We start from the raw sequence: 26,014 nt of genomic DNA, 5'->3' as shown, positions 1-26,014 counted from the left end.
CTCCGGGCCGTCAAGGTACATATGGCGTCCAAACTGTCTGGGCGTTTCCCTGCGCCCTCGCGACCGATGAGGACTTTGGACATGACCGCACCGCGTACCCTCTATGACAAGATCTTCGACGATCACGTTGTCGACCGCCAGGATGACGGAACCTGCCTGCTCTACATCGATCGCCATCTCGTTCACGAGGTGACCAGCCCGCAGGCTTTCGAAGGCCTGCGCATGACCGGGCGCGCGGTACGCCACCCGGAAAAGACGCTGGCGGTCGTCGACCACAACGTTCCGACCACGCCGGACCGCAAGATCGGCATCAAGAACGAGGAAAGCCGCATCCAGGTGGAAGCGCTGGCCAAGAACGCCGCCGACTTCCACATCGACTATTACAACGAATCCGACATCCGCCAGGGGATCGTGCACATCGTCGGCCCGGAGCAGGGATTCACGCTGCCCGGCATGACGATCGTGTGCGGCGACAGCCACACCTCCACCCATGGTGCCTTCGGCGCGCTGGCCCATGGCATCGGCACGTCGGAAGTGGAGCACGTGCTGGCCACGCAGACGCTGATCCAGTCGAAGGCCAAGAACATGCTGGTACGCGTTGACGGGCAGATCCCCGAAGGCGTGACGGCCAAGGACATCATCCTGGCAATCATCGGCGAGATCGGCACGGCGGGCGGCACCGGCCACGTGATCGAGTTTGCCGGCGAAGCGATCCGCTCGCTGTCGATGGAAGGCCGCATGACGGTCTGCAACATGACCATCGAGGGCGGCGCGCGCGCCGGCCTGATCGCGCCGGACGAAAAGACCTTCGCCTATATCAAGGACAAGCCCCGGGCGCCGACCGGCAAGGCCTGGGACATGGCGCTGGACTACTGGAAGACGCTGCACACGGACGAAGGCGCGCATTTCGACAAGGTGGTGGTGCTGGATGCCGCCAACCTGCCGCCGATCGTGTCCTGGGGGTCGTCGCCGGAAGACGTGGTCTCGATCACCGGCGTGGTGCCGAACCCGGCCGACATCGCCGACGAGACCAAGCGTGCTTCCAAGAAGCGGGCGCTGGAATACATGGGCCTCACGCCCGGCACCAGGATGACCGATATCGCCATCGACCGGGTGTTCATCGGTTCGTGCACCAATGGCCGCATCGAGGACCTGCGCGCCGCCGCGAAAATCGTGGACGGCAAGACGGTCGCCGCGGGTGTCAATGCCATGGTGGTTCCGGGCTCCGGCCTGGTGAAGGAGCAGGCGGAAGCCGAAGGCCTGGACAAGATCTTCCTGGCGGCCGGCTTCGAATGGCGCGAGCCGGGTTGCTCCATGTGCCTGGCCATGAACGACGACCGGCTGAAGCCGGGCGAGCGCTGCGCCTCGACCTCGAACCGCAATTTCGAGGGCCGCCAGGGCTTCAAGGGCCGGACGCATCTCGTGTCGCCGACCATGGCGGCCGCTGCCGCCATTGCGGGCCATTTCGTGGACGTACGCGACTGGAAATGATGCCTTGCGCGGGCGCGCGAGCCCCCAGGCCAGACAGGACGGAGCCCGCGCCATGACCGGCGCGGGCTTTTTTCATGGCCGGCGACCGGCGGTCAGTTGAACCAGACGGCGTAGCTGGTCAGGTTGCGGCCGGCCGTCTGTTCGAGGGCGTCGAGGAGCGTCCCGTCGAGGACGTCGCCAGGCTCGACGAAGTCGATGACGTTCTGGCCGGTCAGGAAAAGAACGAGGTCGAAACGGTCCGTCTCCTCGATGTAGCGGGCGACGTTCATGCCCTGGCCAAAGCGGAACGTGGGGATGAGCAAGGCGCCGGCGAGCGCCTTGCGGGCCAGCGCGGTTACCTCCAGCCAGCCGTCGATCAGCTCGTCGGTCACCGGCAGGCCTGCAAAACGGTTGGCCTGGTGCGGACCGGGCAGCCATTCGCGTTCATCGTCGGTTTCGACGCGGACGAGGCGCCATGTCGTTTCATTCTGCTTGAGCATGGTGTCGAAGCTGTCGCGCGCAGCGCGCAGCCGGTTCCGGTCGGTCACTTCCCAGTTGATGGTGTGAATGAACGCGATGACGTCTTCCCAGCCATCGAGCATGCCGCCTCGGCCCTCACTGGCCTGTATACGGCGGCGCAACTGGTTGCTCGTCCGAGTGAGCACCCTCGCTTCCGCGTCCTGTTTTTCCAGTCCGGCAATGGTGGCTAGGATCTGGTCGAGGTCCTTCTGGAGGGCGGCCTTTTCCGTCTCCCCGGCTGTCCTGAGCTGCGCGCGAAGCCCTTCGCGGCGAGGCCGCAGTTCCCAAAGCCGTGCCTGGTCTTCCGGCGTGATAACGGACCGGGCGCGTTCATCGAGCTCCATGATCCGGCCTTGAAGCGCCGCGATCTCCTCGTCCGACAGGCGCGTGCCGGCAAGCCGGCGGCCAAAACGGTTGGCCTCCGGGCCAAACACGTTGTGAAACACGGCATCGTAGGTCGGTTGATAATCAAAGGCGAGAAAGACATCGGCCATGCCCGAGAGCAGGGCAGCATAGCCGCGCAGCCAGCTTGCATCAGCCGTATCGAAGCGGAAGGCAAGGCCGTCCCCGGGCCCGCGCGCCAGGCGCATCGCCTGCAGAAGCGCCGCAAGGCTCTCGTCGTCGCCGGGTTGGCCGTCGCCGTTGATGTCGAAGCGGATCTTCATCAGATCGAGGTCGAGGGCGACCGGGCGGTCGCCGACCTTCTCGAGCACGGTACCGGCCTGCGTCATGCCGGCGGAGAATCGCTCCAGCATGGCGCGGGTCTTCGCGTAGGATGCGGTTTCCGGGCTGGCGTTGGGAGGAACTGGCACACGGAAGATCGGCAGCATCCGCGTGATCGGGCCGTTCGTGGATGCGTTGCCAGCACCAAGACGCCATAGATCCTGCGCGAGGCCCTCGACCGCCTGGAAGAAGCGGAGGGCGCCGAGACCGAAAGTGGCATCAACGTCGTCCGGCCTTGCCGCCAGGCGCTGCTCGAGCGCAGCCACCGCGCCCTGGATCCCTCCGCTTTCCAGCGCGGTCCGGACGAGCGCCGCGCTGTCCTCTTGCGCCCGTGCCGAAGACAATCCGAGCAGGATCAGCCCAAGGCCGGCGATGGCCATTCTGAATGCTTTCATCGCGTAGGCCCCCGCTTCGCGCTCAACCAGTTCTTGTGAAGGCTAGCTCCAGATGACCTGTGTTTGCAATGATATTCAAGGGTGGTTCCCTGGCTGATCCCGTCCTTCGGTTCAATGCCGGTCCGCTGCATAACCAATCACTAACGTATCGGCCCTATCGTAGGGTAAGGCCGTTCGACGGGGCAGGGTATCCATGGCAGTGAAGTGTTTGAAAAGGCGTGACCGATGGCGGACAGCCAGCGTGCCCGCCACGCGTGCCTTCTCTCGAGCATTTCGGTCGCCGGTCCGATCGGCTCCTGGCTCCATCTGGCAGTATCCACGCAACTGCGGACGTGAATTCCGGGCCCCCATCCGCTGCATTTGCCCTGATCCGCGGAGTGCATGATGGGCGCCTACCTGCTTTTCCTCAACAGCGCGATCGCCTTCATGGTCTTTGGCGTGCTGGTTGCTTCCTGGTGGCACAGCCGGCGTGCGGAATCGCTGCTGCTGATCATCGCCAGCGCGCTGGCGGTCATCTCCGGCGGGTTCGAGGCGTCGCTGGCCTGGCTGGACAACGCGCACCTGCCCCGCTTCCTGCTGTTCGCCACTCACCTGGGCGGGCTGATGTTCCTGTCCGCCGGGGTTGCCGCCTATTTCGCGGCCCGTTTCAACTGGCGCCTTGTCACCGTGCTCTACATCTCGATGCTGATGGTCAACCTGACGATCATCGACATGGACCGTGATTCGCTTTTGCGCCAGACCATCTACCAGGCGCCCTATCTCGCGATGGGGCTGACCGGCGCCGTCATTGCCTGGCTCCACGGGCGGACGACCGTGGACCGCCTGTTCGCCCTGGCGCTGTCGCTGTTTGCCCTGCAATACGGGATCCGTCCCGGGATCGCGATCTTCACCGGCGGCGTCGGTGCGTCGCCGTCGCAGTTCCTGGCCACCCACTACGGGGCCCTGATCCTGTTCATCCAGGCGGTCACGGGCCTGATGCTGGCCTGCACGATGATCTGGCTGATCGGTGCCCGGCTGCTCGGCGACGTGCGGCAGCGCTACGCGCATGATCCGAAGACCGGACTGATGACGCGTTCGGCCGTCTCCGACCGCTTCGCGTCCGCGGCTCGGGGGAGCGGCGGACAGGTTCTGGCGCTGATCGAACCGGTTTCGGCCAGCGGTTTCCCTGACCTGGAAAGCGAGCGCCGGCAGCATGCCGCGCTGGACCGGCTCGTGGGCCTCGTAACGCCGCGGCTGGGCGAGACCATGCACGCGTTCCGCGCCGGCGATACCCGGATCGGGATCCTGTTCGAGGAACGGTCGTCAGAAAACGCGCGCCAATGGTGCGAGCGGATCACCGGCGAGGACAGCCAAGGCCCGGCACGCTTCGCCGCCGGTCTTGCGGCGCAGCAGCCGGGGGAAAGTTTCGACACGCTGTCGGAGCGCGCCGCCGAGGCGCTGTACCATGCGCGCAGTCCCGGCGGGCCCGGGGTCTGCCTGCGCGACATGGTGCGCTACGTGCCGCCGCGTCCGTCACCGGCCGGCGCGCTTGCCTGATCGTCAGCGGCAGCGGTTGCGCAGCACTGCCACCTCGTCCCTGGACAGGCCATACATGTAGGACCGCCCGTGATAGACGGCCGCGCCGCCGGAGCAGCGATAGGCCGTGTCCGGTACTCGCTGCTGGCTTGTCAGGTAGCGTGTGTCATCGAAGTAGACGACATCGCCGTCTCCCCTGACGCCAGCGGGGGCCAGATCGGCACGGCCGACAACGACCCGTTTGTAGCCGGACGGGCTCAGAACGACCAGGTTGCCGTAGGAATCGGCATAGGCGATCTCGCCGACCGGGTTGGCCTGGACGCCGGCGGTGGCAAGCCCGATCGCCGACAGCGCCGTGCAGCAGGCGAAACCAAGACCCAGAATACGCTTTACAGAACGCATGGGAGCGTCCTCCTTTCGTGACAGGACCCGCCCGGCGGAATGCGCCGGATGGACCCGGAGGTTGCCGAAGCCTCCCCGTGCGGAGAGTCTTAACGGTTTGTTAACCTTTGTCACGCGCGAATGTTCAAAACGCCGGCCGCGATTGACAGTCATGGTTAACTGCGGCATCCGAAGGCTGTCATTCACCAGCGCCAACGGTTGAGCCATGAGCGAGCAGCACACCATCGACATCCAGACACTTCGCCTGAAGGACGCCCACGAGTTCGCGCCGCTGCTGGCCGCCTATGCCCAGGCGCTGAAACGCGGCGCGCCGCGGCGGCCGGACGAGTATTACGCCGAGCAGATCCTCCAGGACCGCACGGCCGAGGCGCTGGGTGCGCGCATCGACGGCGAACTGGTCGGCTTCCTGATCTTCTACGACGTGCCGGAGCCGGTGTCGGGCCTGCGCATGGGCGTGTGCGATCACATCTACGTCCACCACGATCACCGCAACAAGGGCATCGCCAAGGCCCTGGTCGACGTGCTCGCGGACCAGGCGGAAGATCGCGGCTGGTCGAAGCTGCACCTGCATGCTCCGCGCCAGCCCGAAGACGGCCGCAAGCTCTACGAGCGGATCGCCGCGCCGGCGGACTGGACGAGCTACATCATCCGCTTCGACGGCAAATGAGAAAAGCGGCTTTTCTTGGTGTCGGCGATGGCGGATAAGGAAGGCATGAAACCGATTCGTCTCCTCTCCGCCTGCCTTTGCCTGCCGCTTCTCGCTTCCTGCGTGGCACAGGGTCCGGCCGTGCGCCACGTCGAGGGGGCGGGGCAGCCGCGCGTCAGTTCATGGCAATGCGACGGCGGCGGCACGATGACGGTGACGCGCGTCGGCGACGCGGTCCAGGTGAACTCGCCGCGCGGCGTCGATGTGACCTTGCCGGCCTCGCCGCCCGGTTCGCGGGAGCGCTACGGCGAGGGGCTTTATGCCGTGGTTTTCAACGGCCGCGAAGCGCTGTGGTTCGTCACCGGAAAATCGCCGCTCAACTGCAAACGCTAGGCCCGCCGTCCGGAATCCGGCGCATATTTGCCTTCAGGGAAAAACTTCAATCGATTGAAGCGCTTGGCCTCGCCGGCCGTGGCGGGCTATCAGACCAACGAATCATGGCGGAAGGCCGCTGCAACCTTTGACGCGGTGCAAAAACGGGACTAGAAAGCCCGTGATCGCCGAACCTTGCCGGCCGCCGACGGGCGTTGTCGCCCGCCGCGTCTGACCGGCCAAGCCCTATGGGGGACCACAGTGAGCAAGGACGCAAAGACCCGAGCGCGGCCGATTTCGCCGCATCTGCAGATCTACAAGCCGATACCGACCATGGTGATGTCGATCACCCACCGCATCACCGGCGGGGCGCTCTATTTCGGCATGCTTCTCGTCGCCTGGTGGCTGATTGCCGCCGCCTCGGGGCCGGATTATTTCGACTGGGTCAACGGTATTTACGGGTCGTTCCTCGGCCGGCTGATCCTGTTCGGTTTCACCTTTGCCCTGATCCACCACCTGCTGGGCGGCATCAAGCACCTGTTCTGGGACATGGGCCACGGTTTCGACAAGGATTTCGCCACCCGGGTGGCGCGGATGCAACCCATCGCCTCGGCGGTCCTGACCCTCGCGGTCTGGATCATCGGCTACATGGCGCGCTGAGGAGGAGACCGACATGACCGACATGCGCACACCGCTCGGCAAGGTTCGCGGCCTGGGGTCCGCCAAGGACGGTACCGAGCATTTCTGGCGCCAGCGGGTCACCGCGGTGGCCAACGTTCCGCTGACGATCTTCTTCATCGGCCTCATCATCGCGCTCAACGGGGCCTCCTACGACGAGGTGCAGGCGGCCCTGTCGAACCCGTTCGTCGCGCTGCTGACGATGGGGGCGATCCTGAGCGCCCTCTACCACATGAAGCTCGGCATGCAGGTGATCATCGAAGATTACATCCACGACGATGCCTGGAAATTCCTTCTCGTCATGCTGAACACCTTCTTTGTCGCCAGCGTGGGCCTGCTTTCGGTCTTCGCGCTGCTCAAGCTTGCATTTGCCGGTTAAGGACGCTGTCACGATGGCCAACACAGACAAGAGCTTTTCCATCAACGGACGCGCCTACGAACTGATCGACCACAAGTTCGACGTGGTCGTCGTGGGTGCCGGCGGCGCGGGCCTGCGCGCCACGCTCGGCATGGCGGAGCAGGGCCTCAAGACGGCCTGTATCACCAAGGTTTTCCCGACGCGCAGCCACACCGTGGCCGCCCAGGGCGGAATCGCCGCGTCGCTGACCAACATGACGCCGGACTGCTGGCAATGGCATCTCTACGACACGGTCAAGGGCTCTGACTGGCTCGGCGACGTGGACGCAATGCAGTATCTCGCCATGGAAGCGCCGAAGGCGGTGTACGAACTGGAGCACTACGGCGTTCCGTTCAGCCGCACCGAGGACGGCAAGATCTACCAGCGGCCGTTCGGCGGCCACATGCAGAATTTCGGCGACGGACCGCCGGTGCAGCGCACCTGCGCTGCCGCCGACCGCACCGGCCACGCCATCCTGCACACGCTGTATGGCCAGAGCCTGCGCAACAACGCCGAGTTCTACATCGAGTATTTCGCGCTCGACCTGCTGATGAGCGAGGACGGCCGCTGCACCGGCGTCATCGCCTGGAACCTCGATGACGGAACGATCCACCGCTTCGCCGCCAAGATGGTGGTGCTGGCGACGGGCGGCTATGGCCGCGCCTATTTCTCGGCCACGTCGGCCCATACCTGCACCGGCGATGGTGGCGGCATGGTGGCCCGGGCCGGCCTGCCGCTGCAGGACATGGAATTCGTGCAGTTCCATCCGACCGGCATCTACGGTGCGGGCTGCCTCATTACCGAGGGTGCGCGCGGCGAGGGCGGCTACCTGGTCAACTCCGAGGGCGAGCGTTTCATGGAACGCTACGCACCGTCGGCCAAGGACCTGGCCTCGCGCGACGTCGTCTCGCGCTGCATGACGATGGAAATCCGCGAAGGCCGTGGCGTCGGCAAGAACAAGGACCACATCTTCCTGCACCTGGATCACCTCGATCCGGCCGTGCTGGCCGAGCGCCTGCCGGGCATCTCGGAATCGGCGAAGATCTTCGCCGGTGTCGACGTGACCAAGGAGCCGATCCCGGTGCTGCCGACCGTCCACTACAACATGGGCGGCATTCCGACCAACTACTGGGGCGAGGTGCTGAACCCGACCAAGGACAGCCCCGATGCCGTCGTGCCCGGCCTGATGGCCGTGGGTGAAGCCGGCTGCGCCTCGGTGCACGGCGCCAACCGCCTTGGCTCCAACTCGCTCATCGACCTGGTGGTCTTCGGCCGTGCTGCTGCGATGCGGGCGAGCGAAGTGATCGACCGCGACGCGGCGATCCCGGCCATCGACGAGGCCCAGAGCGAGAAGATCCTCTCCCGCTTCGACCGGCTGCGCTTTGCCAACGGATCGACGCCGACTGCCGACCTGCGCGAGAAGATGCAGAAGGCCATGCAGGAAGAGGCCGCGGTGTTCCGCACCCAGGAAACGCTGGAACAGGGCTGCAAGCGCCTGTCGGCGATCTGGGACGAACTGCCGGACGTCAAGGTGACCGACCGGTCGATGATCTGGAACTCCGACCTGGTGGAAACGCTGGAACTGGAAAACCTGATGGCCAACGCCATCACCACGGTCTACTCGGCGGAGGCGCGCAAAGAGAGCCGCGGCGCGCACGCGCGCGAGGACTTCTCGTCGCGCGACGACGAGAACTGGCGTGTCCACACGCTGGCGACCGTGGACGAGAAGGGCAAGGTCGACCTGACATATCGTCCGGTTCACGTCGACCTGATCGCCGACGGTATCGATCTGGCCAAGATCGCGCCCAAGGCGCGGGTCTACTGAGGAGATTTGACATGGTGGAACTCGCACTTCCCAAGAATTCGCAGATCACCGGTGGCAAGACCTGGCCGAAGCCGGAGGGCGCGAAAAACCTTCGCGAATTCAAGGTCTACCGCTGGAGCCCGGACGATGACGCCAATCCGCGGGTCGACACCTACTACGTCGACATGGACGATTGCGGCCCGATGGTTCTCGACGCGATCATCTACATCAAGAACAAGATCGACCCGACGCTGACCTTCCGCCGGTCGTGCCGCGAAGGCATCTGCGGGTCCTGCGCGATGAACATCGACGGGACCAACACGCTGGCCTGCACCAAGGGCATGGACGAGATCGACGGGGCGGTGAAAATCTACCCGCTGCCGCACATGCCGGTCGTCAAGGACCTGGTGCCGGATCTCAACCAGTTCTACGCGCAGCACCGCTCCATCGAGCCCTGGCTGCAGACGACCAGCCCGGCCCCGGAGACGGAGTGGCTGCAGAGCCACGAGGACCGGCAGAAGCTGGATGGCCTCTATGAGTGCATCCTGTGCGCCTGCTGCTCGACCTCCTGCCCGAGCTATTGGTGGAACGGCGACCGATACCTCGGTCCCGCCGCGCTGCTGCAGGCCTACCGCTGGCTGATCGACAGCCGCGACGAGGCCACGGGCGAGCGTCTCGACGATCTCGAGGACCCGTTCCGGCTCTATCGCTGCCACACGATCATGAACTGCGCGCAGGCCTGCCCGAAGGGCCTCAACCCGGCCAGGGCGATTGCCGAGATCAAGAAGATGATGGTGGAGCGCCGGGTGTGACCGGCGCCTGCCGCTTCGTTCCTGACCGGGCGGCTTTTCCCTTGCACGTCCTCATGGCTGCGCCACTGCGGGCGCGGGGGAGCCTGAGCGTCCGGCAAGCTCGCGGCCTCGCCCATGTGATATCGGGTGTTCGGTGACGGGTTCTGCCAAGCCCGTTGCCGGTTCTCTCCCGGCCGATTTCGATCCGGTGGTGGTCGGCGAAATCCGGACGCGGCTCGATCACGTCCGGGACGAAGGCCTGAAAGTGCTGTTCGCCATCGAGAGCGGAAGCCGTGCCTGGGGATTTCCCTCGCCTGACAGCGACTATGACTGCCGCTTCGTCTACCTCTGCCCGCCCGGCGATCATTTCGTCCTCGAACAGCGCCGCGACGTGATCGAGTTCCCGATCGAGGGTGACGTCGATACCGGAGGATGGGATCTGCGCAAGGCGCTGCGTCTCGCCCTCAAGGGCAATGCAGCCATCCTGGAATGGACCGTTTCTCCCATCGTTTACGAGGAAATACCCGGGTTTCGCGCGTCGCTCCTTGATCTTCTCGGCGAGATCCTCGACCCGGCGAAGGTGGCGCATCACTACCTGGGCCTGCTGCGGACGCAGGCCGGGCGGCACGACATGGAGAGTGGCGAGGCGCCGATCAAGAAGGCCTTCTACGCCATCCGTCCGCTCGTCGCTCTGGAGTGGATGGCGGAACGGGATTTCCGGACGCTGCCGCCGATGAACATGCCCGATTGCCTCGCCGGAACCGCCATCGCGGGCGATGTGCGGGATGCCATCTGGCACCTGGTCGAGCAAAAGTCACGGACACGGGAACTGGGCACGGGACGCCTGCCCGCGCCTCTGGCCCGCTTCATCCGCGAGGGGATGCATGCCATGGCGGGCCGCCTGCCGCGGGTCAGCCGCGTGTCGGGCGGGCTGGACGAACGGCGGATCCGCGCGGACCTGTTCTATTCCGACCTACTCAAGCGCGAGGCCGGCCTTGCGCCCGCCGATGCCGTGTAGATCACGCCGGGTGCCGGTCGCAATTTTTCGGCGGAACGCAGCCGTTCAACTCTGGCGCGATTCCCGCACCGGGGATAAATTGCGACCATGACTGATTCCGATCTGCCACATCTCAATCCGTTCGAAGTCCGCGTGCTCGGCTGCCTGATGGAAAAGCAGTTGCTGACGCCCGACGTCTATCCCCTGACGCTGAACGCGCTGCAGTCAGCCGCCAACCAGAAGAGCTCTCGCGAGCCGGTCATGGCGCTCGAACCCGTCGAGATCAACCGGGCGCTGAAGTCGCTGGAGGAGAAGGGGCTCGCGCGCCGCGTCTCCGGGTCACGGACGGAGCGGTTCGAGCATGGCGCCGGGCGCGTCTTCCGCCTGACGGCCCAGCAATCGGCCATCCTGGCGCTGCTGCTGCTGCGCGGCCCGCAGACGCTCAACGAACTGCTGACGCGCAGCGAGCGCATGGCGCATTTCGGCTCTGCCGAGGCCGTTCGCGAGGAACTCGACATGCTGATTGGCCAACGCCCGCCGCTGGTCAAGGAAATCGGACGGGCGCCCGGCCAGCGCGAGGACCGGTTCGCGCATCTTCTGGCCGGTGACGTCGACGTCGGAGACATCGCCGTGAAAAGCGCCCCGCGTGCATCGGCGGCTTCTTCCCAGGTTTCGGACCTGGAAGAGCGGGTTCGCCTGCTCGAAGAAGAGGTCGCGGCGCTGAAGGCACGGCTTGACGCCGTCGGCGCATAAAGTCTCGTCTCTTGCCGGGCCGGCTTCAGGCCCTGTTGATCCGGGTCAAGGTGCGGCCGCGGCCGTCATGCGATGACCCCCTGCATCTGCCCGTAGCTGCAAGGATCACGACCGATGGCAACCAAGGACTGGAGTTCGTTCATCGACCAGACGAACGCGCGCATGGCGACGCTGCGCAAGGCCATGCCCGAGCCCGCCAAGGGTTTTGGCGAACTGGCCAAGGCCTCGATCGCGCCCGGCGTTCTCGATTCCAAGACCAAGGAACTGATTGCCCTCGCCATTGGCATCACGGCGCGCTGCGACGGCTGTCTCGCCTTTCACGCCAAGGCTGCCAAGAAATACGGCGCCACGCGCGAGGAAGTGGTCGAAACCATCGCCGTCGCGGTCTACATGGGCGGTGGCCCTTCGATGATCTACGGGGCGGAAGCGCTGTCCGTTTTCGACGCGCTCGCCGACTGACGTTTCCGGCCGGCCCGGCTACGGTCAGGCCAGCTTCGCGTCCAGCTCGATAGTGATGGCGCCGAGCGCCCTGGAGATCGGGCAACCCGTCTTGGCCTTGTTGGCCAGTTCCTGGAAGGTCGCGTCGTCGATCCCGGGAACGTGGCCCGTCAGGCTGATCGCGGTGGAGCGGACGGAGAAGCCGCCGTCATCGGGCTCGACCGTGACGACGGCCTGGGCTTCGAGGCGGTCGGCCGGCGTGCCGTTCTCGGCCAGGAAATGCGACAGCTGCATGGCGAAACAGCCGGCGTGGGCGGCGGCCAGCAATTCTTCCGGGTTGGTGCCGGAGCGGCCTTCCTCGTCCTCGAACCGGCCCTTGAACGAATAGGCCTGCGCGGCGAGCGCGCCCGATTGGGTGTCGATGCGCCCCTTGCCGTCGGCAAGCGCGCCTTTCCAGATCGCGGTGGCATGTCTCTTCATGTCCTGTCTCCTCATTCGCGGTTCTGCCGCTCTAGACCGCACAACGGCTGGACCGCGTAAAAGGTTGCGCCTGGCCGTGGCCGCCGCTCACGGCGAATTGTTAAGGCGTGACTTGAATGAGGGCGAGCCCTGCGCCAGTTTCCCGGCGATCAACAGGAGGACCGATCATGTCCCGTATGCTCCCACTGGCACTCTCGTTCTGCGCCGCCCTTCTGGCCTCGGCCGTTTCCGCCCGGGCCGACACCGCGCTCTTCGCCGGCGGCTGCTTCTGGTGCGTCGAGGCCGACATGGACAAGGTGCCGGGCGTCACCGAGACCATTTCGGGCTATGCCGGCGGCAAGACGGCAAACCCGACCTATCACAACTACGCGGCCGGCGGGCATCGCGAGGTGGTGAAGATCGAGTTCGATCCGGAGACGATTTCCTACAAGGACCTGGTGGCGACCTTCCTGCGGACCATCGACGTGACCGACGCCGGCGGTCAGTTCTACGATCGCGGGCACGAGTATTCGACGGCGATCTACGCGCTGAACGACCAACAGGCCAAGGAGGCGCGCGAAGCCATCGCCGAGGGCGAGAAGGAACTGGGCAAGACGATCGTGACGCCGGTCGAGGGCCCGGCGAAGTTCTGGCCGGCCGAGGACTATCACCAGAACTACTACCAGAGCCAGGCGCGGACGCTGACGCGGTTCGGCTACGTCACGCGCGCCGATGCCTACGAGAACTACCGCGAAGGCAGCCGGCGGACCAAGTCCGTCCGCAAGCTCTGGGGCGACGATGCCTATCACGGCGTCAAGATGAAGCAGGCGACCCACTAGGGCACTCCCGCTTTCCGCTGGATTTGCTCTGCAAACGTTCAAACAGAAAGGCCGGTCCGGAACCGGCCTTTTCGTTTTTTCAGGATTTCGCGATCCGGTCAGCCGCGAGCGGCCGCCAGGCGCTCGACGGCGATGGCCTCGGCGATGCGGTTGGTCGGCTCGCCGGTCTCGTCGCTGCGCCTGAAAATCCGCCCGAGCACGTCCGGGATATGATCGACCCGGGCCAGCGCATCGGTCCTGTCATATCCGCCCGGCGCCAGTTCGGCGGCAACGTTGATCAGTCCGCCGGCGTTGATCACGTAGTCCGGCGCGTAGAGCACACCGCGGGCCTTCAGAACGGAGGCATCGTCTTCGTCGGCCAGCTGGTTGTTCGCCGACCCGGCAACAATCCCGGCTTTCAGGCTGTCGATGGTTTGTGGCGTCAGGACGCCGCCAAGCGCGCAGGGCGCGAAAATGTCGGCATCAGCAGCGACGATATCCGTAGGCGCCGTCACCGTGGCTCCGAACATCCGCGCCGCCTTTGCACACCGGTCCTCGTCGATATCCGTCACGATCAGCCGAGCGCCGGCCTCGCGCAGCATTTCGCACAGCGACCAGCCAACGGATCCGAGACCCTGGACGGCCACCGTCAGCTCGCCGGTCACGTCGGAGCCGTAGCGATGACAGACCGCGCTCTTCAGGCCGAGAAAGACGCCCAGCGCTGTCACCGGCGAGGGATTGCCGGAGCCGCCAGCGGTCGTGCCCGTCACGTTGGGCGTGCGGGCCCGCAGGAAATCGGCGTCCGCCACGGTGAGGCCGACATCCTCGCCGGTAAAGAAGCTGCCCTGGAGCATGGAAAGCATGTCGGCATAGGCTTCGAGCAGGTCGGTCGTCTTCTGGGTTTTCGAATCGGCCTTGATGACGGCCTTGCCGCCGCCGAAGGGCACGTTGGCAATGGCGGACTTGTAGGTCATGCCGCGCGACAGGCGCAGCGCGTCTGTGATCGCCGCGTCGAGCGTTTCATGCGCCCAGATCCGCGTTCCGCCGAGTGCAGGGCCCAGTGTCGAGTCGTGGATCGCGACAATCGCCGTCAGGCCGCGGTCCCGGTCGCGCCCGAGCCAGACCTTTTCGTGGCCCTCGAAACCGGGCAGGCGGGCGGCATCGCGGGTGATGTCGTTCAGTTGCAGATTTCGCTGGCCGGTTGCGGCCTGACGGACAGGCTTCTCGACATGCAGCATGGCGTTTCTCCCTCATGACTTTCATTTGTCTCAGGATAACGCTTATGCGCGTATTTTGGTTGCAAAGTCAGGGCCTTCGGCGCATCCAAAGGAAAGGCAGGCGGGCCTTTGCGGTACCATCATTGCGCGACGTGCCGGGCTTCTGCAATGCAACAAATCTTGCTGCGTTGCGGCATCTCCGTCAGCTTGCCTGTGCGGGCGTGAGGCGCTTGAGCACGGCCTCGTCCACGGCGATGGCGGCGTCGAGCGGCGCCCTGGGCTGTCTCGCCAGGAATTCCGGTCTGGAGATGCCGACCTGGCGTACGCCCGGGAGCAGGCCAGGTTTGCCCTCGAAGGCCGATTTTCCGTCCCGGTAGACGAGGCGGCCCGCCTCGCCCTGAAAGCGTTCGTCGCCGAAGAAGACGATCTCGAGGGGCATGGAGCGCTTGTGCGCGGCCATTGCGAGGAAGGGGGCCATAAGCACCGATCCATGCTTCGGGCCTTCGAACAGGCCGGGCAAGGTCCATTCATCGAAACGGTCGACGATGAACATGCCGCCAACAAACGGGTCGGGAAAGGAAACCATGCCCTTGTCGTCGATCACCGGGCCGGCGGCGGAGGCGTCGAACACCGGGGCGTGCTCGAGCCAATCGGCCAGGAGCGCGAGGCCCGGCAGGCGGTGGCGTTCGAGCCAGAGCACCATTTCACCGATCATGCCGGCGAGGTCGGCCGGATAGCCTGCGAGGGCTTGGGCGGAAGACGCGGCAAGCTTCGCCGTCTCGTCAAAATCGAGTTCGCGGGTCATGGCTTTATCCTTTCAGGCGGGGCTCACAGCGCCTCGCCCTTCAACAGGCGCGGCGTTGCACCGGTCAGGCCCGCGGCCTGGCGCATGAAGAAGGTCTTGAGGGCCGGCATGCGGTCAACCATGCCGAGACCAAGGTCGCGGATGGCCCGTACGGGGCCGAGATCGTTGGAAAACAGGCGGTTGAGCACATCGGTGGTAATGCCCATCTGGACCGTTTCGAACCGCCGCCACTGCTGGTAGCGTTCGAGCACGTCGAGCGTGCCGATATCCTGGCCCAGGCGCGCGGCTTCGACCACAACCTCCGCCAGGGCGGCGACATCGCGGAAGCCGAGATTGAGGCCCTGCCCGGCAATGGGATGAATGCCGTGGGCGGCGTCGCCTGCGAGCGCGACACGGTCGGTCACGAAGTCGCGCGCGAGCGTCAGGCCCAGCGGCCAGGCCCGGGGCGTGTCCTCCAGCCTGAGGGCGCCGAGCTGGTGGCCGAAGCGGGTTTCCAGCTCGACCTCGAAGACAAACGGATCTTCCTTGACCAGCCGTTCCGCATCGGCGGTGCGTTCGGTCCAGACAATCGACGAACGGTTGCCCTTCAGCGGCAGGGTCGCAAACGGTCCGGCCGGGAGAAAGTGCTCCTCGGCGCGGCCGCCGTGGGGGCGTTCGTGGGCGACGGTACAGACGATGCCCGACTGGCCGTAGTCCCAGGTCACAGTCCGGATGCCGGCCTGTTCGCGCAGCCGCGAGCGCACGCCATCGGCGGCGACGAGCAGGCGGGCGGTGAATTCTCGGCCATCGGGCGTGTGCAGCGTGACATGGCCGGGACCGGTTTCGAAACGTTCGATCGGGGTCGACTGAAGGATGGTGACGCCGAGGCCGGCGGCCTTCTCGCGCAGCGCGCCATTCATGATCTTGTTCGGCGTCATCCAGGCGAAGGGCTCGCCAGCGCCGACATCGCCGCTGAATGTCAGGAACACGGGCCGAACGGGATCGGCGGTGCGCGAATCGGTGACGATCATCTCGGTGATCGGCTCGGCCTCGCCGACCATGGCCTGCCAGACACCGAGCTGTTCGAGCATGCGGACGGCGGCGGCGGCGATGGCCGAGCAGCGCGTGTCCTTCTGCCAGACGCCTTCCGGCGCGGCATCGACAACGGCAATCTTCAGGTCGGGCGCAGCTCCGGCGATGGAGACGGCCGCCGCCAGGCCCACGTAACCCGCGCCCGCGACCAGGATGTCAAAATCATTGTCCGCCTTGGCCATGAAACCTTACCAGCCAGTCATCCATCTGTTTTCCAGCCCGTAGATAGAGCATCGAAGGAGAAATTGCCATGATGCATCGCCGCGCTTTCCTGTCGCTTGCCGCCCTGGCCGCGGCGTCGCCCACGCTCGCCAGCGGTTCCGACGCTGCCCGCGGGGTCTACCGGTTCACGCTCGACGGGCTCGACGGCAATCCCTTGGCGCTGGACCGGTTTTCCGGCAAGGTGCTGCTGGTGGTCAATACCGCCTCGAAATGCGCGTACACGCCGCAATACGAGGGCCTGGAGGCGCTGTGGCGGCGGTATTCCGCGCGGGGTCTCGTGCTCATCGGGGTTCCCTCCAACGATTTCGGGCAGCAGGAACCGGGCAATTCGCAGCAGATCAAGGAATTCTGCACCCAGACCTACCAGGTGAGCTTTCCGATGGCGGCGCGAACGATTGTCCGCGGGGCGAAGGCCGATCCGCTCTACAAGGCGTTCGAACAGGCGCTCGGCGATGACGGCGTGCCGGGCTGGAACTTCCACAAGGTGCTGGTCGGGCGTGATGGCCGGCCCGTTGCCGGCTTTGCCAGCCGGATCCGGCCGCAGGACAATCGCATCACACTGGCCATCGAGGCGGCCCTGGCCAAGGCATAGGCCGGGTCCGGACAGGGTCTGCCTGGCCGAACGGGCTTGACGGGGCGCCCTCCAACTGGTCGAACGATCCGATCCGAAATATCCGGGACGGAACACCGATGGTCAGCGCGATGGACATGCTGTTCGAGATTCTCGATCTCGAATATCTGGAGCACAACCTGTTTCGCGGGCGCAGCCCGCAGTCCGGCTGGCAGCGGGTTTTCGGCGGGCAGGTCATCGGCCAGTCGCTGGTCGCCGCGCAGCGCACGGTAGATGACCGGTTCCATGTCCATTCCCTGCATTGCTATTTCATGCTGCCGGGCGATCCATCCGTCCCGATCATCTACCAGGTGGACCGCATTCGCGATGGATCGTCGTTCCTGACGCGGCGGGTCAACGCGATCCAGCACGGCCGTGCGATCTTCACCCTGATCGCATCGTTCCACGTTTTCGAAGACGGCCTGGAGCACCAGTTCGCCATTCCGACCGACGTGCCCGCGCCGGAGGACCTGCTGTCGGAAAAGCAGCTGATCGAGAACTTCATCGACAAGCTTCCCCAGGCGATCCGGAACTATTTCGAACGGCCGCGGCCCATCGAGATGAAGCCGGTGGAGGTGGCGCATTACACGAGCCGCGACAAGCTGCCACCGCGGCAGAACACGTGGGTGCGGACGACGGGACCGGTGCCGGACGAGCCGGCACTTCAGGCCGCCGTGCTGGCCTACCTGTCGGACATGACGCTGCTCGACACCTCGCTCTTCGTCCACGGCCGCGCCGTGTTCGACCGCGACCTGCAGGTTGCCAGCCTGGATCACTCGATGTGGTTCCATCGGCCGGCTCGGCTCGACGACTGGATGCTCTATACCCAGGACAGCCCGTCCACCCAGGGGGCACTCGGATTCACGCGCGGTTTTCTCTACGGCCGTGACGGCACGCTGATCGCCTCGATGGCGCAGGAAGGGTTGATCCGGCCCCGCTCGAAGCCCAATAAATAGTCATTCTCAAGAAATTGCATAACATTTAAGCATTTTGCATGCGCGAAGATATTGAATGCGCTGCACAATGAAATTATTTTGTGATATATTCCAATTACTTATCTATCTTTTTCGGAACTTGGCACGCCGCTTGTATCAGGAAGGGCAGTCGCTGGCATGCGCATGTCCGCGATGTCCGAAACGCGGGCAACCGCAATCAAGCGAGGGTGAAACCTTATGAAAATCGTGATGGCAATCATCAAGCCGTTCAAGCTTGACGAGGTTCGCGAAGCGTTAACCTCCGTCGGGATCCAGGGCCTGACCGTCACCGAAGTCAAAGGCTACGGACGTCAGAAGGGGCATACGGAAATCTATCGCGGCGCGGAATACGCCGTCAGCTTCCTGCCCAAGCTCAAGATCGAGGTCGCCGTCGCCTCCGACATGGTCGAAAAGGCCATCGAGGCGATCTCCGGTGCGGCCAAAACCGGCCAGATCGGCGATGGCAAGATCTTCGTCTACGCGATCGAGCAGGCCGTGCGGATCCGCACGGGCGAGTCCGACGCGGAAGCATTGTAAGGGACAGGAGACGTCTTGATGAATATCAAAACCCTATCCACTGCGGCCCTCACGGGTGCTGCCACCGCCGGCATGGCGGGCGTGGCCCTGGCGCAGGACGCCGCCGCACCGGCGCCGGTTTCGCCGGAGACGGCCTATATCTTCAACACGCTGCTGTTCCTGGTGGGCGGCTTCCTGGTCATGTGGATGGCAGCCGGCTTCGCCATGCTCGAGGCCGGGCTCGTCCGCTCCAAGAACGTGTCCATGCAGTGCCTGAAAAACATCGGCCTCTACTCGGTGGCCGGCATCATGTACTGGGTTATCGGCTACAACCTGATGTACACGGGCGTCAACGGCGGCTATTTCGGCTCCTTCGGCCCCTATTCCTTCGACCCGGTCGGCGGCAACGCGCTGGCCACCGGCTACTCGACGGCGTCCGACTGGTTCTTCCAGATGGTGTTCGTCGCCACCGCCGCCTCGATCGTCTCCGGCACGCTGGCCGAGCGCATCAAGCTGCTTCCCTTCATGATCTTCACGGTCGTGCTGACCGGCTTCATCTACCCGATCGCCGGTTCGTGGAAATGGGGTACCGGCTGGCTTGACGCCATGGGCTTCCAGGATTTCGCCGGCTCGACGCTGGTCCACTCGGTCGGCGGCTGGTGCGCCCTGACCGGTGCGCTGATCCTTGGTGCCCGCAAGGGCAAGTATGTCGACGGCAAGGTGCAGCCGATGCCGGGTTCGTCGATCCCGCTCGCAACGCTCGGCACGTTCATCCTGTGGCTCGGCTGGTTCGGCTTCAACGGCGCCTCGCAGCTGGCCATGGGTACGATCAACGACGTGTCCGACGTGTCGCGCATCTTCGCCAACACCAACCTGGCTGCCGCCGGCGGCGTGGTCGCGGTCATGATCCTGATGCCGCTGATCTACGGCAAGGTCGACGTGACCATGGTGCTGAACGGCGCGCTGGCCGGCCTCGTGTCGATCACCGCCGAGCCGCTCAACCCGTCCCCGTTCCTGGCCATCATCATCGGCGCCATCGGCGGCATCATCGTGGTCTTCGCGGTGCCTGCCATCGACAAGCTGAAGATCGACGACGTCGTCGGCGCCATCCCGGTCCACCTGCTTGCCGGCATCTGGGGCACGTTCATCGTGCCGCTGTCGAACAGCAGCGCCTCCTGGGGTGTGCAGATCGTCGGTATCGTGGCCTATGGCGTGTTCACCGTCATCACCAGTGCGGTGCTGTGGCTGATCCTCAAGGCGGTCATGGGCATCCGCGTATCCGAAGAGGACGAGGTCATGGGTCTCGACAAGGCCGAAGTCGGCGTCGAGGCCTACCCGGAGTTCACGGCAGCAGGCACCCGCTTCTGAGCCGGAGAGATCCCGTCGCGATGCCGGTGAGCGGCATCGCTACCTTGAGCCCGGCACCCGCCGGGCTCTTTTTTGTCTATTCCTTGTGCAAAATGGCATGATATGATCAAAAATTGTGCATCTTGGCTGGGTAGCGATTGCACACGAGTCGCTGATGAAAGAAAATACATAATCTTTACCGCATGTTACCGGGCTTTTGGCAATTGGCACGAAACTTGTGAAGGACTCGGCGATCCGGTTACCCGGTTTCGACAATCCTTCTCGGAGTTGACATGATGCGTATGCGATTTCTTCGGGCGGTCCCTGCTTCCGCCCTTCTCCTGGCCGGCAGCCTGCTGCCGGCTGCAGCACAGGATGCCGCCGCACCGGTGATGGACAAGGGCGATACCGCCTGGATGATGGTCTCGACCCTTCTTGTCCTGTTCATGATCCTGCCCGGCCTCGCCCTTTTCTACGGCGGCCTGGTGCGCGCCAAGAACATGCTGTCCGTGCTGATGCAATGCACGCTCATCACCGCGCTGGTGATGGTCGTCTGGGTCGTCTACGGCTATTCCTTCGCCTTCGGCGGCGGAACGAGCCCGTTCTGGGGCGGTCTCGGCAAACTGTTCCTGTCGGGCGTGACGCCTGACTCGACCGCGGCCACCTTCACCGACGGCGTGGTCATTCCCGAATATGTCTTCATCGCCTTCCAGATGACCTTCGCGGCGATCACGCCGGCGCTGATCGTTGGCGCCTTCGCCGAGCGCATCCGCTTCTCGGCCGTGCTGCTGTTCACGCTGCTGTGGGTCACCTTCGTCTACTTCCCGATCGCCCACATGGTCTGGGACAGCGCCGGCCTGATCTTCAACATGGGTGCGCTCGACTTCGCCGGCGGCACGGTCGTCCACATCAACGCCGGTATCGCCGCCCTGGTCGGTTCGCTGCTGATCGGCAAGCGCATCGGTCTCGGCAAGGACATGATGGCGCCGCACTCGATGACGCTGACCATGGTCGGCGCCTCGATCCTGTGGGTCGGCTGGTTCGGCTTCAACGCCGGCTCCAACCTGGAAGCCAATGGCGGCGCCGCGCTGGCGATGATGAACACCTTCACCGCCACGGCGGGTGCGATCCTCGCCTGGTCGGCCCTTGAAGCCGTGCTTCGCGGCAAGGCTTCCATGCTGGGCGCCGCCTCGGGCATGGTGGCGGGCCTGGTGGCCGTCACACCGGCTGCCGGAACGGTCGGTCCGGTCGGGGCCATCGTGCTCGGCGCCATCGCCGCGGCCGGCTGCTACTTCTTCGTGGCCGTGGTGAAGAACAAGTTCGGCTATGACGACAGCCTGGACGTGTTCGGCGTGCACGGCATCGGCGGCATCATCGGCGCCGTCGGCACCGGCATCTTCACCGCCCCGGGCCTGGGCGGCACGGGTGCCGCAGACTACTCGATCGCCGGCCAGACGCTGGTCCAGATCGAGGCCGTCGCGATCACCATCGTGTGGTGCGGTGTCCTGTCCTTCATCCTCTACAAGATCGTCGACGTGATCGTCGGCCTTCGCGTCGAGTCGGACGAGGAGCGCCAGGGTCTCGACCTCACCTCGCACGGCGAGGCGGCTTACCACGCCTGACAATCCGGCCGGCGGCCCGTTGGCCGCCGCCCTTCCATCAGCCTCAATCTTGGGCAAGTGCTTCCAGCCTTGCCCAAGAATTATGCATTTTCGGCTCTGGCGGTCCCGGAATGCAGCGCATCCCGGCATCTGCCCAATTGGCATGCATCTTGAACTTCCTCGTCCCAAAATCCGAAAACAAACGGAAATGACGGGAAAACAAGATGCAGAACGACCAGATCGGCGGGGACGTCTTCTTCGTCCTCCTCGGCGCCATTCTCGTGTTCGCCATGCATGGCGGCTTCGCCTTCCTCGAAGTCGGAACGGTCCGCCACAAGAACCAGGTGAATGCGCTGGTGAAGATCCTCGTGGACTTCGCCATTTCCACCATCGCCTATTTCTTCGTCGGCTTTGCCGTCGCCTACGGCGTGACCTTCTTCGTCAGCGCGGCCGACCTGTCGGGCGCCAATGGCGGAGAGATCTTCCTGCCGCAGGGCTTCACGCTGGTGAAGTTCTTCTTCCTGACGACCTTCGCCGCGGCAATCCCGGCGATCATCTCGGGCGGGATCGCCGAGCGAATGCGGTTCCTGCCGCAATGCTTCGCCACCGCTGCGCTGGTCGGGCTGGTCTATCCCTTCTACGAGGGCATCGTCTGGAACGGCAACTTCGGCATCCAGGCCGGACTCGAAGCCATGTTCGGCGCGCCATTCCACGACTTCGCCGGGTCGATCGTCGTTCATGCCGTCGGCGGCTGGATCGCGCTCGGCGCGGTGACGCTGCTGGGTGCCCGCCTCGGCCGTTACACCAATTCCGGCAAGTCGATCGGCATTCCGCCGTCGTCCATCCCGTGGCTGGCGCTTGGCTCCTGGCTCCTGTGCACGGGCTGGTTCGGCTTCAACGTGATGAGTGCCCAGTCGATCGGTTCCGCCACGGGACTGGTGGCCATGAACTCGCTGATGGCCATGGTCGGCGGCATCGTCGCGGCGCTGATCGCCGGACGCAACGACCCGGGCTTCGTCCATAACGGTGCGCTGGCCGGGCTGGTGGCCGTTTGTGCGGGGTCCGATATCTTTCACCCGATCGGTGCGCTCGTCGTGGGTGCCGCCGCTGGCGTCATCTTCGTCAAGGGCTTCGCCTTCTGCCAGGAGAAGCTGAGGATCGACGATGTCCTCGGCGTCTGGCCGCTGCACGGACTGTGCGGCCTTTGGGGCGGAATCGCGGCCGGCATCTTCGGCCTGCAGGCGTTGGGCGGGCTTGGCGGCGTCTCCTTCATGAGCCAGCTGACAGGCTCGCTGGCCGGTGCGGCCTACGCCGCCGCCGCGGGCTTCATCGTCTATGGCTTGCTCAAGGCCACGCTCGGCCTGCGTCTTTCGGAAACGGAAGAACTGCGCGGTGCCGACCTGTCGATCCACAAGATCGGCGCCAACCCCGAGCACGAGATCCGCGGCATGTAAGCGTTACTGCCGCTTTCACGCATCCTGGAATCCGCCGGTCTCCCCCGGCGGGTTTTTCTTTTCGCGGCCCGTCCAAGCGCCCGGCCATGGTTAATGCAGCCTTAACCATCGATCGCTAGCTTCGGAACCGAATCCGGTGGACTGCCTTGCCTTGGGCGGCGGGTCCGGCCGGGCATACGGAACGACGGGCGGCGGTTGCGCCGCAGACGGATACAAGGGAAACGGACAGATGCGATCAGGCGGTTCGGGAACCATGACGACAGGCATGGCGCACCAGGGCATTCGGGGGTTTGCACGCCGCCAGGTGCAGCGCCTGGGCGGGATCGCCCTGCTTGCGTTCTGCCTTTTTGCCGTCACGTCGCTGGCAAGCTGGAACGTGGCCGATCCGTCCTGGAGCCACGCGACCGGCAATGTCGTGACCAACGCGATGGGGTATCCCGGCGCGGTCTTCTCGGACCTCGCCATGCAGTTCTTCGGTCTGGCCAGCGTGGCCGCGCTGGTGCCGGCCGTGCTCTGGGGCCTCTTCATGCTGCAGGCGCGCGTGCCGTTGCACCGCTGGCGCCGTGGCGGCGCCTGGGCCGGTTTCACGGTTGCAGCCGCCGGCTTCATCGCGCTGATCGATGCGCCGGTCACCTGGCCGCTGCCGCTTGGTCTCGGCGGGGTGTCGGGCGACCTGCTGCTGAAGATCCCGGGCGTCCTCTCGGGCGGATACCCGACCGGCATCATGGCTTTCCTGACCGGTGCCCTGCTGTTGCCGGCTGCCGCCTGGTTCTTCTGGGATGCCTCCGGCCTCAAGGGGCGCGGTGGTGAGGCGAGGGCGATCCCGGTCGAGGCCGACGAAGAGGACGGGGATTTCGACGAGGACGACAACGGTTTCCAGGCGCTGGGCCTGATCACCCACTGGTGGCTTTCGGCGCAGGCGCACGTGCGCCGGCTGACGCGCCGCACGACGTCGGTGCCGGCATCGTCCGGCGGCCGCCGCAAGCTCGTCCTTCCCGACCTGGAAGACGAGGATGACGAGGGTATCCTGGAGCCGGCCGCGGCGACCGTGCGCGAAGCGCCGGCGGCCAGCCGGCGCGTGGAACCGGCCTTCGACGCGCTGACGCCGCGCGACAGCCGCATCGCGGCGCCGGTGGTCGAGCCCGAGGTCGAAGACGACATGCCCTGGGACGAACCGTCCTCGCCCGAGCCCGAGATGCGTCCCTCGGCGTCGCGCGTGGTGCAGGCCGAAGCGCGCGTGGCGGCGCCATCCCGACCGGCAGCGCCATCCGGCCAGCGGATCGAGCCGGCCGTGGCCGAACCGGCACCGCGCAGCCGCAGCACCTCGCCGGACAACCGGCTGATGGAGCCGATCGAGCCGGCCTCCGCGCGGGTTGCCCAACCGGCCTCCGCGCCGCAGCCGGGCGCGCGGGTGATGCGCGAGGCGCAGGGCTCGCTGATCACCGATGACGGCAGCTTCGAACTGCCATCGCTGCATTTCCTGTCGGAGAAGAAGACGACGGGGCGCGATCCCACGCTTTCAGACGAGGCGCTGGAACAGAATGCGCGCCTGCTGGAAGGCGTGCTGGACGATTTCGGCGTCAAGGGCGAGATCATCCAGGTCCGCCCGGGTCCGGTCGTCACGCTCTATGAACTGGAACCGGCGCCGGGCATCAAGTCGTCGCGCGTCATCGGTCTTGCCGACGACATCGCACGGTCGATGAGCGCGATCGCGGCGCGCGTGGCGGTGGTGCCGGGCCGCAACGCCATCGGCATCGAACTGCCGAATTCGAAACGCGAGACCGTCTACCTGCGCGAACTGCTGGCCAGCCGCGACTTCGAGGGCTCGAAGGCCAAGCTGGCGCTGACGCTGGGAAAGACGATCAACGGCGAAGCGGTGATCGCGGACCTCGCCAAGATGCCGCACCTGCTGGTGGCGGGCACGACCGGTTCGGGCAAGTCGGTCGCCATCAACACCATGATCCTGTCGCTGCTCTACCGCATGACGCCGGAACAGTGCCGGCTGATCATGATCGACCCGAAGATGCTGGAACTGTCGATCTACGACGGCATTCCGCACCTGCTGACGCCGGTCGTGACGGACCCGAAGAAGGCGGTGGTCGCGCTCAAGTGGACCGTGCGGGAGATGGAGGACCGTTACCGCAAGATGTCCAAGGTTGGCGTCCGCAACATCGATGGTTTCAACCAGCGCATTGCGCAGGCGGAGCGCAAGGGCGAGAGCATCACGCGCACGGTCCAGACCGGGTTCGACCGCGAGACCGGCGAAGCGATCTACGAGACCGAGGACCTGGACCTCGAGGCCATGCCCTATATCGTGGTCATCATCGACGAGATGGCCGACCTGATGATGGTGGCCGGCAAGGAGATCGAGGGCGCAGTGCAGCGGCTGGCGCAGATGGCACGCGCGGCCGGCATTCACGTGGTGATGGCCACGCAGCGCCCGTCGGTGGACGTCATCACGGGTACGATCAAGGCCAACTTCCCGACGCGTATCTCCTTCCAGGTGACCTCGAAGATCGACAGCCGCACGATCCTTGGGGAGCAGGGCGCCGAACAGCTGCTCGGCATGGGCGACATGCTCTACATGGCCGGTGGCGGGCGCATCCAGCGCGTCCACGGCCCGTTCGTTTCCGACGAGGAAGTCGAACACGTGGTGTCGCACCTGAAGCTGCAGGGTGTGCCGGAATACCTCGATTCAATCACCGAGGAAGACGAGGAGGACGCCGCCGGGGACAGCGGCGGGCCGGCCGGCGGTGGCGGCGGGATGGCCAATTCCGACGACCCCTACGACCAGGCGGTGGCCGTGGTGCTGCGCGACGGCAAGGCCTCGACCTCCTATATCCAGCGGCGGCTTGGAATCGGGTATAACCGGGCGGCCTCGATCATCGAGAAGATGGAGGACGAGGGCATCGTGGGGCCGGCCAACCATGCCGGCAAGCGCGAGATCCTCGTGCCCCGCGGTCCGGATGCGGAAGAATTCTGATCCGCTGGATCCAAAGCGTTCGTGTTCGCGTTTTTCC

25 protein-coding genes are annotated in these 26,014 nt (G+C 65.3%); 19 read left to right on the top strand and 6 right to left on the bottom strand.

Annotated elements, in window-relative coordinates:
- Positions 1–81 precede the first annotated feature (81 nt).
- Positions 82–1,491, top strand: a complete 1,410-nt coding sequence (gene leuC / locus CSC94_RS00540) for a 3-isopropylmalate dehydratase large subunit (protein ID WP_099302686.1) — start codon at positions 82–84, stop codon at positions 1,489–1,491.
- A gap of 92 nt (positions 1,492–1,583) precedes the next feature.
- Here leuC and CSC94_RS00535 read toward each other — a convergent pair whose 3' ends face one another.
- Entirely contained in the window at positions 1,584–3,107 is a 1,524-nt protein-coding gene (locus tag CSC94_RS00535; protein ID WP_133122799.1) for a coiled-coil domain-containing protein, read from the bottom strand.
- A gap of 384 nt (positions 3,108–3,491) precedes the next feature.
- Here CSC94_RS00535 and CSC94_RS00530 point away from each other — a divergent pair, with 384 nt between their 5' ends.
- Entirely contained in the window at positions 3,492–4,643 is a 1,152-nt protein-coding gene (locus CSC94_RS00530) for a nucleotidyl cyclase domain-containing protein (protein ID WP_099302682.1), read from the top strand.
- A gap of 3 nt (positions 4,644–4,646) precedes the next feature.
- On the opposite strand, the gene CSC94_RS00525 is transcribed toward CSC94_RS00530, so the two are convergent.
- Positions 4,647–5,024, bottom strand: coding sequence for a hypothetical protein (locus tag CSC94_RS00525; RefSeq protein ID WP_099302680.1), 378 nt, complete (start codon positions 5,022–5,024; stop codon positions 4,647–4,649).
- Between the two features lie 205 nt (positions 5,025–5,229).
- Here CSC94_RS00525 and CSC94_RS00520 point away from each other — a divergent pair, with 205 nt between their 5' ends.
- The 9 genes from CSC94_RS00520 (at position 5,230) to CSC94_RS00480 (ending at position 11,921) form a co-directional block, all read left to right on the top strand.
- Positions 5,230–5,691 carry a GNAT family N-acetyltransferase gene (locus CSC94_RS00520; RefSeq protein WP_099302678.1) on the top strand — a complete coding sequence of 154 codons (462 nt, stop codon included), beginning with the start codon at positions 5,230–5,232 and terminating at the stop codon, positions 5,689–5,691.
- A 45-nt stretch (positions 5,692–5,736) separates the two neighbouring features.
- A complete protein-coding gene (locus CSC94_RS00515; protein WP_133122797.1) occupies positions 5,737–6,063 on the top strand; it encodes a hypothetical protein in 327 nt (108 codons plus the stop codon).
- A gap of 240 nt (positions 6,064–6,303) precedes the next feature.
- Positions 6,304–6,702 carry a succinate dehydrogenase, cytochrome b556 subunit gene (gene sdhC / locus CSC94_RS00510; RefSeq protein ID WP_099302675.1) on the top strand — a complete coding sequence of 133 codons (399 nt, stop codon included), beginning with the start codon at positions 6,304–6,306 and terminating at the stop codon, positions 6,700–6,702.
- A 13-nt stretch (positions 6,703–6,715) separates the two neighbouring features.
- The gene (sdhD, locus tag CSC94_RS00505) at positions 6,716–7,099 is read left to right on the top strand and encodes a succinate dehydrogenase, hydrophobic membrane anchor protein (protein ID WP_099302673.1); all 384 of its coding nucleotides are present in this window, start codon (positions 6,716–6,718) and stop codon (positions 7,097–7,099) included.
- Positions 7,100–7,112: 13 nt separating this feature from the next.
- Entirely contained in the window at positions 7,113–8,942 is a 1,830-nt protein-coding gene (gene sdhA, locus CSC94_RS00500) for a succinate dehydrogenase flavoprotein subunit (protein WP_099302671.1), read from the top strand.
- Between the two features lie 11 nt (positions 8,943–8,953).
- Positions 8,954–9,733, top strand: coding sequence for a succinate dehydrogenase iron-sulfur subunit (locus CSC94_RS00495; RefSeq protein WP_099302669.1), 780 nt, complete (start codon positions 8,954–8,956; stop codon positions 9,731–9,733).
- A 133-nt stretch (positions 9,734–9,866) separates the two neighbouring features.
- Positions 9,867–10,730 carry a nucleotidyltransferase domain-containing protein gene (locus CSC94_RS00490; protein WP_099302667.1) on the top strand — a complete coding sequence of 288 codons (864 nt, stop codon included), beginning with the start codon at positions 9,867–9,869 and terminating at the stop codon, positions 10,728–10,730.
- An 87-nt stretch (positions 10,731–10,817) separates the two neighbouring features.
- Positions 10,818–11,462, top strand: a complete 645-nt coding sequence (locus CSC94_RS00485) for a YceH family protein (RefSeq protein ID WP_099302663.1) — start codon at positions 10,818–10,820, stop codon at positions 11,460–11,462.
- Between the two features lie 114 nt (positions 11,463–11,576).
- Positions 11,577–11,921, top strand: coding sequence for a carboxymuconolactone decarboxylase family protein (locus tag CSC94_RS00480; protein WP_099302660.1), 345 nt, complete (start codon positions 11,577–11,579; stop codon positions 11,919–11,921).
- 24 nt (positions 11,922–11,945) lie between these two features.
- On the opposite strand, the gene CSC94_RS00475 is transcribed toward CSC94_RS00480, so the two are convergent.
- The gene (locus CSC94_RS00475; protein WP_099302656.1) at positions 11,946–12,380 is read right to left on the bottom strand and encodes an OsmC family protein; all 435 of its coding nucleotides are present in this window, start codon (positions 12,378–12,380) and stop codon (positions 11,946–11,948) included.
- A 176-nt stretch (positions 12,381–12,556) separates the two neighbouring features.
- Here CSC94_RS00475 and msrA point away from each other — a divergent pair, with 176 nt between their 5' ends.
- Positions 12,557–13,198: a peptide-methionine (S)-S-oxide reductase MsrA gene (gene msrA / locus CSC94_RS00470; RefSeq protein WP_425356499.1), complete on the top strand. Its 642-nt coding sequence runs from the start codon at positions 12,557–12,559 to the stop codon at positions 13,196–13,198.
- Positions 13,199–13,296: 98 nt separating this feature from the next.
- Here the strand turns inward: msrA and CSC94_RS00465 are convergent, their stop codons facing one another.
- The 3 genes from CSC94_RS00465 to CSC94_RS00455 form a co-directional block, all read right to left on the bottom strand.
- The gene (locus CSC94_RS00465; protein ID WP_099302649.1) at positions 13,297–14,415 is read right to left on the bottom strand and encodes a Leu/Phe/Val dehydrogenase; all 1,119 of its coding nucleotides are present in this window, start codon (positions 14,413–14,415) and stop codon (positions 13,297–13,299) included.
- 181 nt (positions 14,416–14,596) lie between these two features.
- Positions 14,597–15,199, bottom strand: a complete 603-nt coding sequence (locus tag CSC94_RS00460) for a hypothetical protein (RefSeq protein ID WP_099302645.1) — start codon at positions 15,197–15,199, stop codon at positions 14,597–14,599.
- 23 nt (positions 15,200–15,222) lie between these two features.
- A complete protein-coding gene (locus CSC94_RS00455; RefSeq protein WP_099302641.1) occupies positions 15,223–16,452 on the bottom strand; it encodes a ubiquinone biosynthesis hydroxylase in 1,230 nt (409 codons plus the stop codon).
- A gap of 68 nt (positions 16,453–16,520) precedes the next feature.
- On the opposite strand from CSC94_RS00455, the gene CSC94_RS00450 reads away from it, so the two are divergent.
- From CSC94_RS00450 to CSC94_RS00420, 7 genes are all read left to right on the top strand, one after another.
- Positions 16,521–17,084, top strand: coding sequence for a glutathione peroxidase (locus CSC94_RS00450; RefSeq protein ID WP_099302638.1), 564 nt, complete (start codon positions 16,521–16,523; stop codon positions 17,082–17,084).
- A gap of 98 nt (positions 17,085–17,182) precedes the next feature.
- Positions 17,183–18,058 carry an acyl-CoA thioesterase II gene (gene tesB / locus CSC94_RS00445; RefSeq protein WP_099302634.1) on the top strand — a complete coding sequence of 292 codons (876 nt, stop codon included), beginning with the start codon at positions 17,183–17,185 and terminating at the stop codon, positions 18,056–18,058.
- A gap of 216 nt (positions 18,059–18,274) precedes the next feature.
- Entirely contained in the window at positions 18,275–18,613 is a 339-nt protein-coding gene (locus tag CSC94_RS00440) for a P-II family nitrogen regulator (RefSeq protein WP_099302631.1), read from the top strand.
- Between the two features lie 18 nt (positions 18,614–18,631).
- Positions 18,632–19,960, top strand: a complete 1,329-nt coding sequence (locus CSC94_RS00435) for an ammonium transporter (protein ID WP_099302627.1) — start codon at positions 18,632–18,634, stop codon at positions 19,958–19,960.
- A gap of 281 nt (positions 19,961–20,241) precedes the next feature.
- Positions 20,242–21,561 (top strand): ammonium transporter, encoded by a 1,320-nt coding sequence (locus CSC94_RS00430; RefSeq protein WP_099302623.1) that lies wholly within the window; start codon positions 20,242–20,244, stop codon positions 21,559–21,561.
- A gap of 203 nt (positions 21,562–21,764) precedes the next feature.
- Entirely contained in the window at positions 21,765–22,994 is a 1,230-nt protein-coding gene (locus CSC94_RS00425; protein ID WP_099302619.1) for an ammonium transporter, read from the top strand.
- 229 nt (positions 22,995–23,223) lie between these two features.
- Positions 23,224–25,977, top strand: a complete 2,754-nt coding sequence (locus tag CSC94_RS00420) for a DNA translocase FtsK (protein WP_099302617.1) — start codon at positions 23,224–23,226, stop codon at positions 25,975–25,977.
- Positions 25,978–26,014: the final 37 nt, after the last annotated feature.

The sequence above is a fragment of the Zhengella mangrovi genome, assembly GCF_002727065.1.
In the GTDB taxonomy this organism is placed as follows: Bacteria; Pseudomonadota; Alphaproteobacteria; order Rhizobiales; family Rhizobiaceae; genus Zhengella; species Zhengella mangrovi.
This window is presented reverse-complemented; position numbering and strand designations above follow the sequence as displayed.

Coding starts and splice junctions, on each gene's coding strand:
- leuC (WP_099302686.1), top strand. CDS start 82: ATGACCGCACCGCGTACCCTCTATGACAAGATCTTCGACGATCACGTT.
- CSC94_RS00535 (WP_133122799.1), bottom strand. CDS start 3,107: ATGAAAGCATTCAGAATGGCCATCGCCGGCCTTGGGCTGATCCTGCTC.
- CSC94_RS00530 (WP_099302682.1), top strand. CDS start 3,492: ATGGGCGCCTACCTGCTTTTCCTCAACAGCGCGATCGCCTTCATGGTC.
- CSC94_RS00525 (WP_099302680.1), bottom strand. CDS start 5,024: ATGCGTTCTGTAAAGCGTATTCTGGGTCTTGGTTTCGCCTGCTGCACG.
- CSC94_RS00520 (WP_099302678.1), top strand. CDS start 5,230: ATGAGCGAGCAGCACACCATCGACATCCAGACACTTCGCCTGAAGGAC.
- CSC94_RS00515 (WP_133122797.1), top strand. CDS start 5,737: ATGAAACCGATTCGTCTCCTCTCCGCCTGCCTTTGCCTGCCGCTTCTC.
- sdhD (WP_099302673.1), top strand. CDS start 6,716: ATGACCGACATGCGCACACCGCTCGGCAAGGTTCGCGGCCTGGGGTCC.
- sdhA (WP_099302671.1), top strand. CDS start 7,113: ATGGCCAACACAGACAAGAGCTTTTCCATCAACGGACGCGCCTACGAA.
- CSC94_RS00495 (WP_099302669.1), top strand. CDS start 8,954: ATGGTGGAACTCGCACTTCCCAAGAATTCGCAGATCACCGGTGGCAAG.
- CSC94_RS00485 (WP_099302663.1), top strand. CDS start 10,818: ATGACTGATTCCGATCTGCCACATCTCAATCCGTTCGAAGTCCGCGTG.
- CSC94_RS00480 (WP_099302660.1), top strand. CDS start 11,577: ATGGCAACCAAGGACTGGAGTTCGTTCATCGACCAGACGAACGCGCGC.
- CSC94_RS00475 (WP_099302656.1), bottom strand. CDS start 12,380: ATGAAGAGACATGCCACCGCGATCTGGAAAGGCGCGCTTGCCGACGGC.
- msrA (WP_425356499.1), top strand. CDS start 12,557: ATGCTCCCACTGGCACTCTCGTTCTGCGCCGCCCTTCTGGCCTCGGCC.
- CSC94_RS00465 (WP_099302649.1), bottom strand. CDS start 14,415: ATGCTGCATGTCGAGAAGCCTGTCCGTCAGGCCGCAACCGGCCAGCGA.
- CSC94_RS00460 (WP_099302645.1), bottom strand. CDS start 15,199: ATGACCCGCGAACTCGATTTTGACGAGACGGCGAAGCTTGCCGCGTCT.
- CSC94_RS00455 (WP_099302641.1), bottom strand. CDS start 16,452: ATGGCCAAGGCGGACAATGATTTTGACATCCTGGTCGCGGGCGCGGGT.
- CSC94_RS00450 (WP_099302638.1), top strand. CDS start 16,521: ATGATGCATCGCCGCGCTTTCCTGTCGCTTGCCGCCCTGGCCGCGGCG.
- tesB (WP_099302634.1), top strand. CDS start 17,183: ATGGTCAGCGCGATGGACATGCTGTTCGAGATTCTCGATCTCGAATAT.
- CSC94_RS00440 (WP_099302631.1), top strand. CDS start 18,275: ATGAAAATCGTGATGGCAATCATCAAGCCGTTCAAGCTTGACGAGGTT.
- CSC94_RS00435 (WP_099302627.1), top strand. CDS start 18,632: ATGAATATCAAAACCCTATCCACTGCGGCCCTCACGGGTGCTGCCACC.
- CSC94_RS00430 (WP_099302623.1), top strand. CDS start 20,242: ATGCGATTTCTTCGGGCGGTCCCTGCTTCCGCCCTTCTCCTGGCCGGC.
- CSC94_RS00425 (WP_099302619.1), top strand. CDS start 21,765: ATGCAGAACGACCAGATCGGCGGGGACGTCTTCTTCGTCCTCCTCGGC.
- CSC94_RS00420 (WP_099302617.1), top strand. CDS start 23,224: ATGCGATCAGGCGGTTCGGGAACCATGACGACAGGCATGGCGCACCAG.